Here is a 16,749-nt window from a genome sequence, read left to right on the forward strand (position 1 = left end):
GGGCTATTCGTCCCCGAACCGATCGACGCAGGCCGCCAGACGGCTGACGGCGCCGTCGTCGAACAGCGGCAGGACCAGACGCTCAAAGCGCCCGGAAACGCCCGATCCCTGCCAGATCCCCATGGTCAGCATGGGCACGGCCTGTTCCGTGCACATCACGTAGGATTCGATAAGCTGGTCGCCGGAATAATAGCGGGGCGCCGCGTCGGCGAACGTGCCCGTGTGGTCGCCGAGGCCGCGCAGGCGCCGGTATTCGACGATCCGGGTGCCGACATAGCGGTACCTGTGGCGGAGCCGCCCGCTGGCATCGCGCATCACGTCGAGCAGCAGCAGGCTGGGCGCCAGTCTGTAGATGTCCATGGGCGAAAAATCGTCTGCGCGGGGCATTCCCGCGCCTTCGGCCAGTCCACGCCAATAGGCATGGAGCGCGCGGGACGTCCGGCCGGCCATGGGCATCAGGTTGGGGGCCGTCGTCTCGGGGACAACGTCGTACCGACGGGGATCTGGGTCGGGGAACAGACCGGACATGCAGGGTTTCGAAACGGCTAATTGAAAGGTCGACGAAAAAATCTGCGTCCAGTTAACGTTGTTTCACTTGTCCCGGCAATAGGTCCAAAGTCCATACCGAAATCTTCCGGGCACTTAGAAAAGCTCCACCCCGCCATGAGGTTTCGTCAATGGCGGCGGCGGCGCAAGCGCCCTATCATTCCGTGCAGAAACGCGGAAAACCGCGCCCACATCGGTCTTGGGAGGCCCCCGCCATGCTCGATCGCGCACAACTGTCCGTGCAGCCCCTGGACGCCGCCGTGGGGGCCCAAGTCACCGGCGTCGATCTGTCGCAGCCGCCGGACGCGGAAACGGCGGCGGCGATCACCGAGGCGCTCGGCATCCACGGCGTCCTGGTCTTCCCCGACCAGCACCTGACGCCGGAACAACAGGTCACCTTCAGCCGCATCTTCGGCCCCGTGGAAATCAACCACAACGCCGCCCGTTACGGCCTGGGCGGCAGCCCGGAGCTTTACGTCATCTCCAACGTCACCGTGGACGGCAAGCCCGTCGGCTCCGCCCGGGCCGGCGAGGAATGGCATTCGGACATGTGCTATGCCCGGAACCCGGCATTGGCGACCATGCTCTATGCCCGCGAGGTGCCGGTGCTGCACGGCCTGACCCTGGGCGACACGGGTTTCGCCAACGCCGCCGCCGCCTTCGACGCGTTGCCGGATGAAATGCAGGCCTTCCTGCGGGGCAAGCGGGCCATCTTCGATTTCACGGGCCGCAAGCGCCCGGTAAAACCCAGCGCCGAAGCCATCGCCCAATACCCGCCCGTGGACCATCCCATCGTGCGCCGCCATCCGCGCACGGGCCGGGAAAGCCTTTACGTCAACCACGACGACTGCACCGGCATCGTCGGCATGGACGATCACGAGGCGCGCAACCTGATCAACGCGCTATCCGAACACGTGGTGCGGCCGGAATTCGTCTACCGCCATCAATGGCAGGTCGACCAATTGGTGGTGTGGGACAACTGCACGGTACAGCACAAGGCGATCCTGGATTACGACCAGCCGCAGCGCCGCCTGTTATGGCGCACCACCATCCGGGGGCCGGTGCCGGTTTAGGCCTGCGACACCCCCTCACCCGACCTCTCCCCCAAGGGGGAGAGGGGAAGGTTGTCGCGGTCGCTCGGCGGGAGTCCCCTCGCCCCCGGCACGGGGGAGAGGGGCAGGGTGAGGGGGCTAAAGCCCCTTGGCCGACTGACGCAGCAGGTCGCGAAACGCCAGGGCGGCGGGGCTGAGGGCGCGGTCGCGGGCCTGGATGACGGAGATCCGCCGCGTCAGGTCCACGTCGGCCACGGGCAGAAGCGTCAACCCCCGCATGTCGAGCACCCGGGCGACCAGCCCGGCGACCAGGCCGACCCCGACCCCTTCCTTGACCAGATTGACCAGGGTCAGGGCGTAGCGGGTCATGAACACAGGCGCGTAGTCGACGCCCGCATTCTCGAAGGCGCGCCGCGTATAGGCCCAGGCGGCCGATTCCGGCGGCATGGAAATCAGCCGTTCGGCACCGATCTCGGCCAAGGTCACGGAACCCCGTTCGGCCAGGGGATGGTCCTCGCGCACCGCCAGCATGACCGTGTCGGTCAGCAGCGGTTCGACGATGAACGGCGTTTCGTCGCCGACGAAGGGCGAGACCGCGAGGTCCACGTCGCCGCGGCTGACCCGGTCCATGACCTGGCCGAAAAAATCGTCGTGGAGAATCACCTCGATCCCCGGATGGCGGCGCCGGAAATCGCCGATCACGCGCGGCAGGAAGGCCGCCGCCGCCGAAGGCGAGGCCCCGACCGTGACCCGGCCGCGCCCCAGATGCGCTTCCTCGCGGAATTCGCGCAGCAGGGCGCGGGTTTCCAGCACCATGCGCTCGACCCGGCCGCGCAGACGCTCGCCCGCCTCGGTGATGGCGACGCGCCGGGTCGTGCGGTCGAACAGGCGCACGCCCAGAACAGCCTCCAAATGTCGGATGCGGGCGGAGATCGTCGGCTGCGACACGCCCAGCGTCTGCGCCGCCTGCCGGAAGCTTCCGGTTTCGGCCACGGCGACGAAGGCGTCGAGATCGGCGGGTGATAGATTAATCATAATTATCTATCAGTTTATATAATCATCGTATTTTTCTTTCAATGAGATTGCCGATAGATTGGCCGCGTTCTCACCGGGGCGCGAACGGCCCCGCCCGAATCAGGAGCCCGACCGATGACCTTCCCCCGTGTTGACAGCCCCGCCGCCTGGCGCGTTTCCGAAATCGAACAGGACAAGACCTGGATCTTCCGCCTGGACGACGCGGCGCGGGGGCAGCTTGTCCAGGCCGTAAAGGCGGCGTTCGACGCGGACCGGCCCCTGTTCGATTACCGGCGCGGCGACATCGACCTGGGCACAGCGCGCGACGTCATCGCCGCCGCCATGATGGAGGCCCATGCGGGGCGCGGCATCGCCCTGGTCAAGGGCCTGCCCCGCGACGAGGTCACGGAACAGGAATTCCGTTTCATGAACTGGGCCATCGGCCTGCATTTCGGCGTCGCCCGGCCCCAGGGCATCAAGTCGCAGTACATTTCCGAAGTGCGCGCCGTGGGCCATACCTACCGCGCCGCCAACGGGCGCGGCTACAATTCCAACGCCGGGCTGGATTTCCACACGGACGGCTGCGATCTGGTCACCCTCGCCTGTTTCAACAAGGCGAAGTCGGGCGGCCAGAGCATGGTGTCGTCCAGCATCACCGCCTGGAACATCCTGCTGGCCGAACGCCCGGATTTGGCCGAGATCGCCTGCCAGCCGTTCTATTTCTCGCGCAACACGGAACAGGCCCCCGACGAGGGCCCCTATTACGGCCAGCCGCTGTTCGACATGGCCGAGGGCCACATGTTCGGCAAATGGAACCGCAACCGCGTGCGCACGGCCCAGGACATCCCGGGCGTGCCGCAACTGACCGACGCGCAGAAGGAATGCACGGACCTGTTGGACGACATCCTGCGCCGCCCGGACGTGATGTTCACCATGTGGCTGGAGCCCGGCGACCTGCAAATCATGAACAACCACGTCATGCTGCATTCGCGCACCCCGTTCGAGGATTTCGAGGAAGAGGGCCGCCAGCGCCTGCTCTACCGCCTGTGGCTGGCGACGCCCAATTCCCTGCGCCTGCCGGAAAGCTGGGGCGGCTATTTCCGCTCCATCGAACCGGGCACGGTGCGGGGCGGCATCCGCGGCCATGAATACGACGACGAACGCCTGGCCTTCGAAACCCGTCAGGCCGCCGACCTGGGCATGCCCGCCCCGGCCAAGGAACGGTTCATTCCCGAACGGCTGGCGTCCTAAGCCGCGCCGGCGCCGGCCTGACGGCGCGCCTTGCCGCGCCGCTCGCCGCCGACTTCGCGGAAGGTGTCGGCCCGGGCCTTCGACCAGCGCACCATCTGTTCGGGATCGCAGGTGCCGTCAAGCAGCCCGCCCACGGGCCATTCCGGATAAGCGACGTCGCCGGCGACGGTCTCGCCGCTGTTCTGGCGCACGTTGAAGTGCTTGGGATGCAGTTCGGCCGGACTGTCGAGCCCCGCCGCCCCCACCATGTCGGCGACGGCGCGCAGCGTGTTGTCGTGGAAGCGGGCCACGCGATGGGCCTTGTCGTCGACGTTCAGCGCGCGCTGGCGCAGCGGATCCTGCGTCGCCACGCCGGTCGGGCAGGCGTTGGTGTGGCAGGCCTGGGCCTGGATGCAGCCGATGGCGAACATGAAGCCCCGCGCCGAATTGCACCAGTCGGCGCCCAGCGCCAGGGCGCGGGAAATGTCGAAGGCCGTGACCAGCTTACTCGCCGCCCCGATGCGCACACGGTCGCGAAGGCCCGCGCCGCGCAGGGTGTTGTGGACGAAGGTCAGGCCCTCGATCATCGGCGTGCCGATGTGGTTGGTGAATTCGAGCGGCGCCGCCCCGGTGCCGCCCTCGGTCCCGTCGACGACGATGAAGTCGGGCACGATGCCGGTTTCCAGCATGGCCTTGACCATGCACATGAATTCGCGCCGATGGCCGATACATAATTTGAACCCCACCGGCTTGCCGCCCGACAGGTCGCGCAGGGTGCCCAGGAATTCCATGAACTCGATGGGCGTGGTGAAGGCCGAATGGCCGGCCGGCGACACGCAGTCCACGCCCATGGGCACGCCCCGGGCCTCGGCGATTTCCGGGGTGATCTTGGCCGCCGGCAGCACGCCGCCGTGGCCGGGCTTGGCCCCCTGAGACAGTTTCACCTCGATCATCTTGATCTGTTCCGACGCCGCCTGTTCCTTGAAGCGTTCCGGGCTGAACGAGCCGTCGTCGGCGCGGCAGCCGAAATAGCCCGAGCCGATTTCGTAGATCAGGTCGCCGCCGCCCTGGCGGTGATAGCGCGAAATGCCGCCCTCGCCCGTGTCATGGGCGAAGCCGCCCAGCCTGGCCCCCGTGTTGAGCGCCTGGATCGCGTTGGCGCTGAGCGCGCCGAAGCTCATGGCCGAGATGTTGTAGAGCGAGGCGTCATAGGGCTGCTTGCAGTCGGGCCCGCCGATCCGCACGCGGAAGTCATGGTCGTCGATATGCTTGGCGTTGACCGAATGGGTCAGCCAGGCGAAGCCGGGGGCGTAGACGTCTTCCCGCGTGCCGAACGGGCGCTTGTCCTCGACCCCCTTGGCCCGCTGATAGACGAGGGAGCGCTGCTCGCGCGAGAACGGCTGTTCGTCCTGGTCGCTTTCGATCAGGTACTGGCGGATTTCCGGGCGGATGCCCTCGAACAACCAGCGCATGTGCCCGATCACCGGATAGTTGCGCATGATCGCGTGGCGCGTCTGGCACAGGTCCCACACGCCCAATGCCGTCAACGCGGCGGCGATGATGGCGATGGGAATGACCCAGAAATGAAAGAACGCCAGCGCGATAAGCACAGGCGTGGCGAGCACGAAAAGCGCGAAGGTGGTGAAGCGTTGCATGGTGTTCCCCGGATCGGTGCGACGGCATCACTCTATCACCGGCGTTGCGCCAGTCCATCGGATCGTGTGTCTGGGGTCGGCGGGGCGCGGTTGGGGAAACCGGGTCTGCCGTGGCATCCGGTCATGAATTCTGGGCCTTGCGATTCGGGAATTCAGCAAACACACTGCACATCTAAATTGGGGGAGAAGATGCGATGGCGAGCGCGAAGGACATGGCATTTATAGGGTGCCGACTGTTTGCGTTGTACGTCTTGTACCAAGCAATCCATAGGATTGGGTTTTCGGCGCTCTACCTTGATAAGGCGATTAAAACCGACCTCGGCCTGAACTTGGCTGAACCGACGATCCTCGCGTTAATCATTGATATCGCACTGTTTATACTTCTGTGGTTCGCAGCCGGGCGCATTGCAGCAGGCGTAAGCGGCGGCCAGGAAGACTCCAGCGGGGAAGCGTCTCTCTCCCGTAAGGAACTGCTTGCCACGGCAGTGGCCATCTGCGGCGTGTTTGTCCTGGTGATCGCAGTCCCTCGCGCGGCAGGCGTGCTCGCAACTTTCCTGTTCACCGGCAGAGCTGAAACCTTCCATCTCTTCCACATCATTCCCTTGCTGGGGATGGGCTTGATCTGCATCTTCGGGGCAAGCTACTTCGCTGGCCTTGTCATCAAGGCACGTCGCTGGGGCCTCGACTGACCGTCACCGCCGGCTTTTATGCCCCGCGGATGACCACCTTCAACGCCTCCTTGGCGATCATGGCGCGCAGCGCGGCCTCGGTCTGCTCGATGGGCATTTCGGCGGTGAGCATAAGGTCGGCCTTGAACGCGGGGTCGGCCAGCATGTCCAGCGCCCGGCGGACCGTGTCGGGGCGGTGGTGGTAGACGCCCTTCACGGTCAGCTCGCTGTAGTGAACCGCGTGGGTGTCCAAGGGGATCGAGGTGCCGGGGGCGCAGCCGCCGAACAGATTGATCAGGCCGCCGGGGCGCACGGAGTTGATGGCGTCGACCCAGACTTCCGGCACGCCGGAGGCATCGACGGCGACCCAGGCCCCCTGACCGCCCTCGGTCAGGGCCTTCACTTTCTCGGCCTGGCCGCCGCCGCGGTCGATCCGCACGACTTGGGCCGCGCCCAACTGTTTGCCGACCGCGAGGCGCGGCGGGTTAGGGTCGGCCAGGATGACCCGGTGCCCGGCCCGTGCCAGCGCCCCCACGAACAACAGCCCGATGGGCCCGGCGCCGAACAGGACGACCTCCGTCCCCGGGCCGTATTTGTCCAGTTCGCAGGCGTCCATGCCGTGCAGCACGCAGGCCAGCGGTTCCGTCAGCGCCGCCTTGGCGAAGGCCAGACCCTTGGGAATTTTATAGGTGTTGCGGTCGACGAAACGGGCGGGGATGCGGATGAATTCGGCGAAGGCGCCGTTGATGTATTGCAGGTCGGCGCAGAGGTTTTCCCGCCCGCGCGCGCAGTAGTCACAGTCGCCGCAGGGGGCGGAATTGGCGACCACCACGGCGTCGCCTTCGCGGAATTTCGTGACGCCCTTGCCCATGGCCGCCACCCGGCCCGCCATTTCATGGCCGAACAGGGTCGGCACCTTGAGCATGCGGGGATGGCCGCCGCGCTTGAACACCTTCACATCCGTGCCGCAGGTGGTCGCGGCCTCGATGCTCAGGATGATCTCGCCGTCGTCGGGGACCGGCACGGGCAGGTCGCGGACCTCGATGGTTTCGGGGCCGAGCAGCATGGCCCCCTTCATCATGCAGGTCATGGCGTCAGCTTCCTTCCGCCGCGCGGGACGGCGTGAACAGAACCTTGAGCGCCTTGCGCGCGCGCACCAGATCAAGGCCCGCCTGAAAATCGTCCAAGGGCATCCTGTGGGTGACCAGCGGCGTCGGGTCCAGCGCCCCCGAGGCGATCAGGTCGAACACCCGGCCCTGTTCGGCGACGGCGCCGGAATAGGTGCCGAGGATGCGCCGTTCGTATTTGAACAGGTCGTTGAGGTCGAAATCGGCGGCCTGGCCCTCCCCTTTTTCATTGGCCGGCGCATGGGCGAACAGGACGACGCTGCCGCCCTGGCGGGTCAGGCCGAGGGCCGCCTTGAGCGGCCCCGCACCCCCGACCGTGTCGAACACGGCGTCGGCGCCCGCACCATTGGTCAGGTCGCCCACGGCGGCCTTGGCCGCGTCGCCCGGGGCGGCGGCGGCGTCCGCGCCCAGTTTCACCGCCAGGTCGCGGCGGTCGTCCTGGGGATCGACGACGGCGACGCGCACGCCGGGCAGGGCCGCCTTGAGCACCAACAGATGCAGCAGACCCATGCTGCCCGCGCCCTGGATCACGGCGGCGCCGTCGGCGGCGATCTCCGCCCGCTCCACCCCGCGCAGCACGCAGGCGGCCGGTTCCATGAACACGGCGGCCGCGTCCGACACGCCGTCGGGCACGCGATGCGCCGCCTGGGCCGTGGCCCGGGCCTTGATCAGCACCGTGTCGGAAAAGCCGCCGGGGGCCATCAGGTTTTCGCGGAAGGTGTCGCACATGGTCTCGTTGCCGCGCCGGCACATCAGGCAGGTGCCGCAGGGCACATGATGCGGCACGGCAATGCGGTCGCCGGGCTTGAAATCCGTCACGCCGTCGCCGAGCGCCATCACCTCGCCCACCAGTTCATGGCCCAGCACCGTGCCCGGCTGCGCCGCCCCCGTGTCCAGCTTGAACAAATCCGTGCCGCAGAAGCCGACGACGCGCAGTTTGAGCAGCATTTCGCCCGGCCCCACGGTGGGCACCGCGCGCGGCTCCAACTGGGTGCGGTCGCCGCCGCGGCAGGCAATGACATTGTTGGCGGGCTGGGACATGGGCTCCTCGATTTCCGTCAGCCGATTATCATAGCAGTGACGGATGGAAAAGTTCTTCGGGTTCGACGCGGCGGGGGGCCAGGTGCTGAACCTGGGACCAGCGGCACATGGCGTCCAGTTCCGCCCGGTTGGCGCGGAACCCGTAGGACCAGAAATCGGGGCCCATGAGGGCGCGGGTTTCCTCCATGTCGGCATGGAAGAACGGCAGGGTCAGGCGGTTGGCGGACCCCCGCCATATGCCTTCCAGCTTGGCCATCGCGAGGTCTCGGGCCTGGGTGAAGGCGTCGAACAGGGCCCGAGGCAGCCAGGGATTGGCATCGGCAAGGGTCTTGCGCACCCCGATGGCATGCATGATGGGAAAGAATCCGGTCTTGGCGTGATAGGCGCGCTCGACATCGGCGAAATCGGGGAACAGGCGCCGGACGCGGGGATCGCCCGCGACCAGGGCGTTCAGCGGCTTGGGCGCGAACACGGCGTCCAATTCCCCCGCCAGCAGCAGGTCCTGCAAGGTCTCCCCCGCCTCGATCGGCGTCACCGACATGTGCGGCGGCAGGTCGAGGGTCAGGCGGTCCTTGCGCGTGCCTTCCTCCAGCGCGCCCGTGCGCCATTGGAAGCTGTCCGTATCGACGCCGTATTCGTCGGCCAGGATACCCCGCATCCACAGCGCCGCCGTCATCTGATATTCGGGCACGCCAACGCGCTTGCCCTCCAGATCCTTCGGCGTTTCGATGCCCGCGTCGGCGCGCACGACGAAACCGTTGTGGCGGAACGCGCGGGACAGGAACACGGGGATGGCGACATAGGCGCCTTCGCCCTTGGCGACCTGAAGGATGTAGGACGACATGGACATTTCCGTCACATCGAACCGGGCTTCCCCCACGGCGAGGGGAAACAGGGCCGAAGTCGGATGGACCTGGGCGTCGAGGCGGCAGCCGGCAACGGCGACCCGGCCGTCCAGCACGGCGGCGGCGCGGTCGTAGTCCCAGCAGGCCAGGGTGAGGTCGAGGGGGGTATCGGTCATGGCGGTCGAGAATAGAGGCGTTTATCATCGCCGCCAATACGGGCCGTGCGCCCGCCAACGGGAGGAGAACCGAGACATGCCGCAAATGACCCTGGACCTGGCCGTCGCCATCGTCGACGGGGCGCTCGCGAAGGGGCGCGACATCGCCTGCGCGCCGCTCACCGTGGCCGTGCTCGACGCGGGCGGACATATCGTCGCGCTCAAGCGACAGGACGACAGTGGCATCCTCAGGGTCGAGATCGCGGTCGGAAAAGCCTATGGCGCGCTCGGCTTCGGCGTCGGCGGGCGGGAACTGCGGGAAAAGAACCCCAAGTTCATGGCTGGCGTGATCTCGACGGCGCCCAACGGCATGGTCCCCGCCCCCGGCGGCGTGCTGATCCGCGATCCCGACACGGGGCGCATCATCGGCGCCTGCGGCATCTCCGGCGACACCGGCGAGCGCGACGAGGAATGCGCCGTGGCGGGGATCGAAGGCCAGGGACTGCGCGCGGACCCGGGCGAGGCCAAGGCGCACTAAGCCTTATCTGAGCCTGGCTTCCAAACTCTCGCAGACCGTGCGGATGATCTTGAGGCGGGCAAAGCGTTTGTTGTTGGCTTCGACCAGGGTCCAGGGGGCGGCGGCCGTACTGGTACGTTCGACCATGTCATTCACCGCCGCCTCGTAATCGTCCCATTTCTCGCGGTTGCGCCAGTCCTCGTCCGTCAGCTTCCAGGCCTTCCACGGCGTCGCCTGGCGGGCCAGGAAACGGCGTTCCTGTTCGTCCTTGTCGATGTGCAGCCAGAACTTCACCAGGTTGGTGCCGTGGCCGGTCAGTTCGGCCTCGAACTCGTTGATCTCGCGGTAGGCGCGGCGCCAGTCGGCCGGCGGTATCATGTTTTCCACCCGCTCGACCAAAACGCGGCCGTACCAGCTGCGGTCATAGATGGTGAACCGCCCGGCCCGCGAGACGTGGCGCCAGAACCGCCACAGATAATGGTGGGCCAGTTCCTCGTCCGTCGGCGCCGCGACGGGGATCACCCGAACGGCCCGCGCGTCCAGCGCCGGGGTCAGGCGGCGGATCGCCCCGCCCTTGCCGGCGGCGTCCCATCCTTCGAACACCAGGACGCTCGACACCCCTTTCGCCTGCGCCTTGAGGAAGGCCGCATGCAGGCGGGGACGCAGTTTCTTGAGTTCGTCCGCGTATTTCTTGCGGCTGACGCTCTGGGTCAGGTCCAGGCTGTCGAGGATGGTTTCGTTCGCCCCGGCGCCGTTGCCGGCCTTCGCGGCCGCGCGGGACCGGCGCTTGCCGGCGGCGGCCGCGGCCTTGGCCTCGGCCCTGCGGCGGTCCAATTCCTCGCGCAGCCGGTCGCGGATCGTGGTCAGCACGGTCAGTTCCCGATACCGCCTATCCACGCCTTCGACGATCTTCCATTGGAACCGTCCGGCGCTGGTCTGCGTGATGATGCGTTCCGCCGCGGCGATGAACGTGTCGTAGAGCTTGTAATGCTTCCAGTCGCTGTCGGTGATCTTCCAGTGGTGATCCGGATTTTTCTCCAGCTTTTTAAGGCGCGCCTTCTGGGCCTTCTTGTCGAGATGCATCCAGAATTTCAGGATCACCGCCCCGTCGTCGGCCAGGGTGCGTTCGAACTGCACGATGCGTTGCAGCCGGGTATCCAGCCTGGCCTTGCCGATGCGCCCGTGCACCCGGTCCAACAACGGCTGGGAATACCAGGCGGACAGGAACAGCCCGATCTTGCCGTCGGACGGCAGATCGCGCCAATAGCGCCAGAACGCCGGGCGCTCGCGCTCCTCGTCCGACGGCTTGTCATAGGCGCAGGTGACCAGCCAGCGCGGGTCCATCCATTCGTTGAGAAGGTTGACGCTCTCGCTTTTGCCCGCCCCGTCGACGCCGGCGAACAGCACGATGACGGGGAAATCGGCCTGGCGCAGCTCCTGCTGCAATCGGACCATCTCGGCCCGCAGCTCCGGCTCGATGGCCTCGAATTCTGCCTTCGTGACCTTGCGGTTAAGCTCTGCGGCTTCGAACATTCGCGACCTTCGTCTGTCCCCCGGCGGACAGCCCTATTCTTCCAGGCAGTCCGGGTCTTCGCGCAGAACCTTCCGCGCGTAGTAGTGGAAGCTGGCGTTCAGGGGTTGCGGTTTCAGGCGGTAATCGTGGGCTTCCTGGCCGCGTTTGGGATCGATTTCCTGGATCGTGCCGGCGGCCTGGGCCATCAGTTGCAGGCGCGCCGCGTATTCGATGTAGAGCGAGCGCATGGCCGCTTCCTCGACCGTCGCCGTCGCCGCCAATTGCCCGTGATTGGCCAGCAGGATCGAATGCTTGCCGCCGAGCGCAGTCGAGATCAGATCCCCTTCCTCATCGCCGATGGGCGGGCCGGGCCAGTAGTCGAGAAACGCGCAATCCTCGTAGAACATGGCCGTGTCCATATGGGCCGCCTTCAGCGGCACCCCGATCATGGACAGCGCCGAGACATAGGGCGGATGGGTGTGCACGACGCAATGGACGTCGGCCCGCGCCTTGTAGATCCAAAGATGAAAGCGGTTCGACGGATTGGCCATGCCCTCCCCTTGAAGAACCTTCAGATCGCCGTCGACCAGCAGGAAATCGCCGGCGCGGATTTCGTCCAGGCCCAGGCCGAACCGCGCGGTCCACATGGTGCCGGCCTCGGGCCCCCGGGCGGTGATCTGCCCCGCCAGGGCGTTGCCGTGGCCTTCGCGCGCCAGCATGCGCGCGGTCAACGCCAGTTTCTGGCGCAGGGTCCATTGGTCCGTCTTGACGAGGTTCGCCTCCATCTCGGCGGTCGCCCGCCGGTCGAAGGTATCCTTGGAAGCGTGTTTGCCTGCCTTGCCGTCGCCGTCCGCCATTGTCGTCCTCCTTCATCCGCCGTTGGATGTCCTGCACTTGGCCTTGCCGGATTTCGATGGTAGGTCAGAACATACCGACCGAACAAAGGAATATGACCATGCCCAACCACGACGGCGCCGCCGTTTCCCCCGCCGTTCCGCAGGATATCCAGGCGGAAATCGTTGAAACCGCCATCACCTCGCGCGCGTCGATCCGCGCCTTTCTGCCGACGCCCGTGCCCCGGGAAACCATCGAGCGCATCCTCACCGCCGCCTCCTACGCGCCCTCGGGCTCCAACATGCAGCCCTGGAAGGTGCGCGTGGTCGCCGGTGACGTGCGGGACCGGCTGATCGAGGCCGTGAGCGCGGAACACGACGCCGGGCGTGCCCAGGAACGGGATTTCAAGTATTACCCCGACCCCTTCCCCGAACCCTATCTCACGCGCCGCCGGGCCACGGGCTGGGGGCTGTACGGCACCCTCGGCATCGCAAAGGGCGACAAGGAGGCCATGCACCGCCAGCACGGGCGCAACTTCCTGCTGTTCGACGCCCCCGTGGGGCTGGTCTTCACCATCGACAACACGCTGGAGATGGGCAGCTGGCTCGATTACGGCACCTTCCTGCAGAACATCATGGTGATGGCGCGGGGTCTCGGTCTGCATACCTGCCCACAGGCGGCCTGGTGTTCCTTCCACACCACGGTAAAGCAGGTCCTGGACATCCCCGAGGACGAGATCGTGGTCTGCGGCATGGCGCTCGGCCATGCGGACCCGGACGCGGTCGCCAATACCTTCCGCCCGGTGCGCGAACCCGTCGACGGCTTCACCCGGTTCATGGGCTTCGACTAACCCTCTCCCCGGTAAAATCGGCGAAAAATAGCCCGCCGGAAAACCCTGCTCGCGATAGGGGCGTGAGCAAGGGGGGCTTCCGCGCGTGCCGATTTTTCTAATATATATTTATTTTTCAATAAGTTACTAGATCACGTCTCGTTGATCATCTGTGTTTGGCGAAAGCGGCGGGCCCGCCACATCTTTCCTCCATCACCGGGACGCAACCGCGATCCCAAACCACCAGACCAAATGGAGATACCCCCATGACCTACCGTACTTCCGCCGCCGTCCTGCCGGCCCTTCTGTTCGCTCTTGGCGTCGCCCTGTTCCAGGCCCCGGCCCAGGCCGGTGAAACGGCCATGAACACCGGCGCCGAACATCAGTCGGTCGGCACGCAGATCGAAGACGCCCATCGCTGGGGCGACTGATCCCGCCACAGCCGCGGGCCGGTCGAACCCCCCTCCGGCCCCAATGCCGGCGCTCCCCTTACCCCCGGGAGCGCCGGCTTTCTTTTGTCCGGGCAGCCTCTTTGACTTCTGATTTTTCGATATCATCTATTATTTATATTCGATATGAGGCGATTAAATTTTCGCCTAATCTCCTACTCGCCGGTTTGGTCCGGCGCAGCCGCCGACTGTATCCGGCGAATTTAAGGAGCTGTCCCTCCCCCGCCTCCTGGTTGGACGCGGCAGCTCAAGGAGCCATTGACGTGTTTACCCTGTCCCGCACCCATGTCGTTCCCGCGCTCGTTCTCGGCTTGACCCTGATGACCGCCCAGTCCGTTGTGGCCGCCAGCCCTTATGACACGATGTCGTCCGAGGAAATCGCCGATCATCAGTCCCAGCAGCTCGGTCAGCAGGAAGGCCAGATCGTTCAGCCGAAGGCGGTTGACAACACCCAGCTTGCCAGCGCCGCCGCCACCCAGTCGGCCGAGGAATTCGCCGCCTTCGAGGGCACGCTGAACGTCGTGACCATCGTCACGCCGACGGCGCCCGGCTCCGACGACTAACGGGTGACGGGCGCCGCGCCGGCCGCATCACGGCGGCGCGCGGCAGACCCGGCAAACGAAACCGGCGTCCGGAAACGGACGCCGGTTTTTCGTTGGGCTTAAGCGGAGGGAGAAATCAGCGCTTTTGTTCGCGGCGGTTACGCAGCAACGCGGCGTAACGGTAGACCGCATGCACGAACTTGCCGTAGGGCATGGTCAGGAACAAGGCCAGCACCGTGCCCAGGTGAATCGCCAGAAGCGTGCCCATGGCGCCCGTCTCGCGCCAGCCCAGCAGCGCCAGGCCGGTCAGGCTGACCAGGAACAGGAGGGCCAGAAAGCCCGTGTCCATGCCGCGCTGGGCGTTGACCAGAATGTTGGGATCGGCGATGCGCTTCAGATAGATCAGGCCAAGGGGGCCGATCAAAAGCCCGACGCCGCCGACCGTGCCCAGCAACACCGGCAGCGAGGTATAGCCGTAGGGCGCTTCCCAGCCGAAGGCGTAGTGGTAAAGCGTGGCGACGGAGGTCGCGGCGAAGCACAACAGGAAGCCCCAGAAGGTCATCTGGTGGAACACGCGGCGGACCTGGGAAAAGCTTTCGGACGGGTAGTTGCAGCCGTCCATCTTTCCGCGCACGCCGCCGCCGCCCATGTACTTCATGACCAGGGCGTCGTGGGTCGCGCCCGCGACGGACAGCGCCGTCTCGTCGGCCTGGGACGGCGCCGTGTCGCGGCGGAACCGCCAGAACCCGGCCAACAGCACCCCCACGGCATAAAGGAACACCCCGCCGAAGGACCAGGCCATGACGTTATGGGGGATCACGGCGTAGAAATTCCCCGCGTGCTGGCCGTGGATGACCTCGGGCGGGTTGAACAGATGGACCAGCAGCAGCACCAGGCCGATACCCGCCGCCATCAGGACCGAGACCAGGGTGCCGTTGTTCTGGAACAGGCCCGCGAGAAAACCGGGCCAGGTGTAGCGGCGGTAGGTATCGGCGCGGAGCCGTGCGAAGGCCTGCGGAATGTTGACGGCGAATTCATGGGGCGGCGCGTACTGGCAGGCGTAATAGCAGCCGTTGCAGCCGTGGCACAGGTTGGCCAGGTAATCCAGATCCCCGTCGGCGAAGGTGTTCTGACGCATCATCGCCGGGAACACGCCGCAGAAGCCCTCGCAATAGCGGCAGGCATTGCAGATGGTCATCAGGCGGCGGGCTTCGTCGTGCAGGTCCGCCATCTGGTCGCCCTGCAACGCTTCGTCGGAGGCGGCGGCCATCCGGGTCAACGGTGTCTCAGTTTGAGGCATTGCGGGCGGCTCCCTCTCCGGCGATGCGGCCGAACACCAGGCCGATGGCCATGCCGATGCCGCCGGCATAGCCCTGGCCCAGGATGTTGCCGGACACGATCTCGCCGGCGGCGAAGATGTTGGCGGCGGACACGGCACGGCCGTCCTTGCCCTTGAACTGAACGCGGGCCTCCTTGTTCACCTTGACCCCCAGATAGGTGAAGGTGATGCCCGTGCGCAGCGGATAGCCGTAATAGGGCGGGGTGTCGATGGGCTGGGCCCAGTTCGACTTGGCCGGAGTCAGGCCCTCGGTCGACAGGCCGTCAAGCACGCCCGGCTTGAATTCCCTGTCCTTGTTTTCCCCCCGGCGGCAGGCGGCGTTGTAGTCCGCCACGGTCTTTTCCAGGGCGTCGGGGTCCAGTTCCAGCGCCTCGGCCAGACCGCGGATGGTGTCGGCCTTGAGCGGCGGATAGAGCGACGGCATGAACAGGTCGTTGGCCTTGGCGTCGACGATGCCGAAGGCGATCTGGTCTTCCTGCTTGGCCAGGAGACGACCCCAGATGGCGTAGCGCTTGGGCCAGATGTCCTCGCCCTCGTCATAAAACCGCTGGGCCCGACGGTTGACCATGATGGAATAGATCACGCAGTCGACCCGCGTGGCGATGCCGCCGTCGCATTTCGGGCTGCGGGCGTCGATGGCGATGGCGTGGCACTGGTCGGCGTCGGCGGCCGTTTCGGCGCCGTGGTCCATGAGGACGCGCAGCATGCGGCCCTTGTTGTAGCCGGTGCCGCGGATGAGGAAGCCCTCGGCCGCCTCGCCCCAGCCTTCCTTCAGCCAGTCGATATCGGCCTGGAACCCGCCCGAGGCGAGCACGATGGCCCGCGCCTCGACCGTCTGTTCCCGGCCCTGGTATTTCACGCGGGCGGCGGTGAAGGCGCCGTCCTCGATCTTCAGGTCCGTGACCTCGGCCTCGTAGCGGCAGTCGATACCGCGCTTTTCCGCCGTCGCGTAATAGGCGTTCAGAACCGCCTTGCCGCCGCCCTTGAAGAAGGCGTTGGTGCGGTCCAGGCCGATGGTGCCGGACAGCGGCGGCTGAAACTTCACGCCCCGGGCCGCCATCCAGTCGGCGGCGTCGAGGGATTTTTCGATCAGGAAACGGGACAGTTCCTTGTCCGTGTTGCCCTGGGTGACGCGCAAAAGGTCGTCGTAATATTCATCGACCGGATAGGGGCCGGTGACGAAATCCGTCGCCGCGTCGTGGGCATAGCGGATGTTGCGCACGTGGCGGGTGTTGCCGCCGCGGAAATCCTTGGGCGCGGCCTCAAGCACCAGCACGCTGGCGCCGCGTTCGCGCGCGGTCAATGCGGCGGCCATGGCGGCCCCGCCGCCGCCGACGACAATCACGTCTACTTTTTCCGGTAACCCCTTCATGGCGGGCTTTTTAGGATTGTA

Annotated in this window: 17 protein-coding genes; 7 read left to right on the forward strand and 10 right to left on the reverse strand. The window is 66.2% G+C overall.

Annotation, left to right across the window (positions count from 1 at the left end; genetic code table 11):
- Nucleotides 1–3: 3 nt before the first annotated feature.
- Complete coding sequence (locus RJ527_03395; protein WND76795.1) at nucleotides 4–528, reverse strand: PAS domain-containing protein; 525 nt, start codon at nucleotides 526–528, stop codon at nucleotides 4–6.
- Between the two features lie 233 nt (nucleotides 529–761).
- On the opposite strand from RJ527_03395, the gene RJ527_03400 reads away from it, so the two are divergent.
- A complete protein-coding gene (locus tag RJ527_03400) occupies nucleotides 762–1,619 on the forward strand; it encodes a TauD/TfdA family dioxygenase (protein WND76796.1) in 858 nt (285 codons plus the stop codon).
- A gap of 117 nt (nucleotides 1,620–1,736) precedes the next feature.
- Here RJ527_03400 and RJ527_03405 read toward each other — a convergent pair whose 3' ends face one another.
- A complete protein-coding gene (locus RJ527_03405) occupies nucleotides 1,737–2,633 on the reverse strand; it encodes a LysR family transcriptional regulator (protein WND76797.1) in 897 nt (298 codons plus the stop codon).
- A 114-nt stretch (nucleotides 2,634–2,747) separates the two neighbouring features.
- Between RJ527_03405 and RJ527_03410 the strand changes: the two genes are divergently transcribed.
- The gene (locus tag RJ527_03410) at nucleotides 2,748–3,863 is read left to right on the forward strand and encodes a TauD/TfdA family dioxygenase (GenBank protein ID WND76798.1); all 1,116 of its coding nucleotides are present in this window, start codon (nucleotides 2,748–2,750) and stop codon (nucleotides 3,861–3,863) included.
- On the opposite strand, the gene RJ527_03415 is transcribed toward RJ527_03410, so the two are convergent.
- Nucleotides 3,860–5,497: an FMN-binding glutamate synthase family protein gene (locus RJ527_03415; GenBank protein WND76799.1), complete on the reverse strand. Its 1,638-nt coding sequence runs from the start codon at nucleotides 5,495–5,497 to the stop codon at nucleotides 3,860–3,862. The two genes, RJ527_03410 and RJ527_03415, sit on opposite strands and share 4 nt — an antisense overlap.
- A gap of 194 nt (nucleotides 5,498–5,691) precedes the next feature.
- Between RJ527_03415 and RJ527_03420 the strand changes: the two genes are divergently transcribed.
- Nucleotides 5,692–6,186, forward strand: coding sequence for a hypothetical protein (locus RJ527_03420; protein WND76800.1), 495 nt, complete (start codon nucleotides 5,692–5,694; stop codon nucleotides 6,184–6,186).
- A 16-nt stretch (nucleotides 6,187–6,202) separates the two neighbouring features.
- Here the strand turns inward: RJ527_03420 and RJ527_03425 are convergent, their stop codons facing one another.
- From RJ527_03425 to RJ527_03435, 3 genes are read right to left on the reverse strand one after another with little or no spacing between them, the layout of a single operon-like run.
- A complete protein-coding gene (locus RJ527_03425) occupies nucleotides 6,203–7,255 on the reverse strand; it encodes an alcohol dehydrogenase catalytic domain-containing protein (protein WND76801.1) in 1,053 nt (350 codons plus the stop codon).
- A gap of 4 nt (nucleotides 7,256–7,259) precedes the next feature.
- Complete coding sequence (locus RJ527_03430) at nucleotides 7,260–8,333, reverse strand: alcohol dehydrogenase catalytic domain-containing protein (GenBank protein ID WND76802.1); 1,074 nt, start codon at nucleotides 8,331–8,333, stop codon at nucleotides 7,260–7,262.
- 28 nt (nucleotides 8,334–8,361) lie between these two features.
- Nucleotides 8,362–9,354 (reverse strand): ABC transporter substrate-binding protein, encoded by a 993-nt coding sequence (locus RJ527_03435; protein WND76803.1) that lies wholly within the window; start codon nucleotides 9,352–9,354, stop codon nucleotides 8,362–8,364.
- Between the two features lie 76 nt (nucleotides 9,355–9,430).
- Between RJ527_03435 and RJ527_03440 the strand changes: the two genes are divergently transcribed.
- Nucleotides 9,431–9,871, forward strand: a complete 441-nt coding sequence (locus tag RJ527_03440) for a heme-binding protein (GenBank protein WND76804.1) — start codon at nucleotides 9,431–9,433, stop codon at nucleotides 9,869–9,871.
- A gap of 3 nt (nucleotides 9,872–9,874) precedes the next feature.
- Here RJ527_03440 and pap read toward each other — a convergent pair whose 3' ends face one another.
- Nucleotides 9,875–11,383, reverse strand: a complete 1,509-nt coding sequence (gene pap / locus RJ527_03445; GenBank protein ID WND76805.1) for a polyphosphate:AMP phosphotransferase — start codon at nucleotides 11,381–11,383, stop codon at nucleotides 9,875–9,877.
- A 33-nt stretch (nucleotides 11,384–11,416) separates the two neighbouring features.
- Entirely contained in the window at nucleotides 11,417–12,220 is an 804-nt protein-coding gene (locus RJ527_03450) for an aldolase (GenBank protein WND76806.1), read from the reverse strand.
- 98 nt (nucleotides 12,221–12,318) lie between these two features.
- Here RJ527_03450 and RJ527_03455 point away from each other — a divergent pair, with 98 nt between their 5' ends.
- From RJ527_03455 to RJ527_03465, 3 genes are all read left to right on the forward strand, one after another.
- The gene (locus RJ527_03455; protein WND76807.1) at nucleotides 12,319–13,047 is read left to right on the forward strand and encodes a nitroreductase; all 729 of its coding nucleotides are present in this window, start codon (nucleotides 12,319–12,321) and stop codon (nucleotides 13,045–13,047) included.
- A gap of 245 nt (nucleotides 13,048–13,292) precedes the next feature.
- Nucleotides 13,293–13,457, forward strand: a complete 165-nt coding sequence (locus RJ527_03460; GenBank protein WND76808.1) for a hypothetical protein — start codon at nucleotides 13,293–13,295, stop codon at nucleotides 13,455–13,457.
- Nucleotides 13,458–13,738: 281 nt separating this feature from the next.
- On the forward strand, nucleotides 13,739–14,038 hold the full coding sequence (locus tag RJ527_03465; GenBank protein ID WND76809.1) for a hypothetical protein: 300 nt from the start codon (nucleotides 13,739–13,741) through the stop codon (nucleotides 14,036–14,038).
- 115 nt (nucleotides 14,039–14,153) lie between these two features.
- Here the strand turns inward: RJ527_03465 and tcuB are convergent, their stop codons facing one another.
- Nucleotides 14,154–15,317, reverse strand: coding sequence for a tricarballylate utilization 4Fe-4S protein TcuB (gene tcuB / locus RJ527_03470; protein WND76810.1), 1,164 nt, complete (start codon nucleotides 15,315–15,317; stop codon nucleotides 14,154–14,156).
- Nucleotides 15,304–16,728 (reverse strand): FAD-dependent tricarballylate dehydrogenase TcuA, encoded by a 1,425-nt coding sequence (gene tcuA, locus RJ527_03475; protein ID WND76811.1) that lies wholly within the window; start codon nucleotides 16,726–16,728, stop codon nucleotides 15,304–15,306. The genes tcuB and tcuA overlap by 14 nt, the downstream gene beginning before the upstream one ends.
- Between the last annotated feature and the right edge of the window lie 21 nt (nucleotides 16,729–16,749).

The organism is Thalassospiraceae bacterium LMO-SO8 (genome assembly GCA_031655335.1).
GTDB lineage: Bacteria > Pseudomonadota > Alphaproteobacteria > Rhodospirillales > Casp-alpha2 > UBA1479.

What these genes read in the sequence shown, in the direction of transcription:
- RJ527_03395 (WND76795.1), bottom strand. Translation starts at nt 528, where the DNA reads ATGTCCGGTCTGTTCCCCGACCCAGATCCCCGTCGGTACGACGTTGTC.
- RJ527_03400 (WND76796.1), top strand. Translation starts at nt 762, where the DNA reads ATGCTCGATCGCGCACAACTGTCCGTGCAGCCCCTGGACGCCGCCGTG.
- RJ527_03405 (WND76797.1), bottom strand. Translation starts at nt 2,633, where the DNA reads ATGATTAATCTATCACCCGCCGATCTCGACGCCTTCGTCGCCGTGGCC.
- RJ527_03410 (WND76798.1), top strand. Translation starts at nt 2,748, where the DNA reads ATGACCTTCCCCCGTGTTGACAGCCCCGCCGCCTGGCGCGTTTCCGAA.
- RJ527_03415 (WND76799.1), bottom strand. Translation starts at nt 5,497, where the DNA reads ATGCAACGCTTCACCACCTTCGCGCTTTTCGTGCTCGCCACGCCTGTG.
- RJ527_03420 (WND76800.1), top strand. Translation starts at nt 5,692, where the DNA reads ATGGCGAGCGCGAAGGACATGGCATTTATAGGGTGCCGACTGTTTGCG.
- RJ527_03425 (WND76801.1), bottom strand. Translation starts at nt 7,255, where the DNA reads ATGACCTGCATGATGAAGGGGGCCATGCTGCTCGGCCCCGAAACCATC.
- RJ527_03430 (WND76802.1), bottom strand. Translation starts at nt 8,333, where the DNA reads ATGTCCCAGCCCGCCAACAATGTCATTGCCTGCCGCGGCGGCGACCGC.
- RJ527_03435 (WND76803.1), bottom strand. Translation starts at nt 9,354, where the DNA reads ATGACCGATACCCCCCTCGACCTCACCCTGGCCTGCTGGGACTACGAC.
- RJ527_03440 (WND76804.1), top strand. Translation starts at nt 9,431, where the DNA reads ATGCCGCAAATGACCCTGGACCTGGCCGTCGCCATCGTCGACGGGGCG.
- pap (WND76805.1), bottom strand. Translation starts at nt 11,383, where the DNA reads ATGTTCGAAGCCGCAGAGCTTAACCGCAAGGTCACGAAGGCAGAATTC.
- RJ527_03450 (WND76806.1), bottom strand. Translation starts at nt 12,220, where the DNA reads ATGGCGGACGGCGACGGCAAGGCAGGCAAACACGCTTCCAAGGATACC.
- RJ527_03455 (WND76807.1), top strand. Translation starts at nt 12,319, where the DNA reads ATGCCCAACCACGACGGCGCCGCCGTTTCCCCCGCCGTTCCGCAGGAT.
- RJ527_03460 (WND76808.1), top strand. Translation starts at nt 13,293, where the DNA reads ATGACCTACCGTACTTCCGCCGCCGTCCTGCCGGCCCTTCTGTTCGCT.
- tcuB (WND76810.1), bottom strand. Translation starts at nt 15,317, where the DNA reads ATGCCTCAAACTGAGACACCGTTGACCCGGATGGCCGCCGCCTCCGAC.
- tcuA (WND76811.1), bottom strand. Translation starts at nt 16,728, where the DNA reads ATGAAGGGGTTACCGGAAAAAGTAGACGTGATTGTCGTCGGCGGCGGC.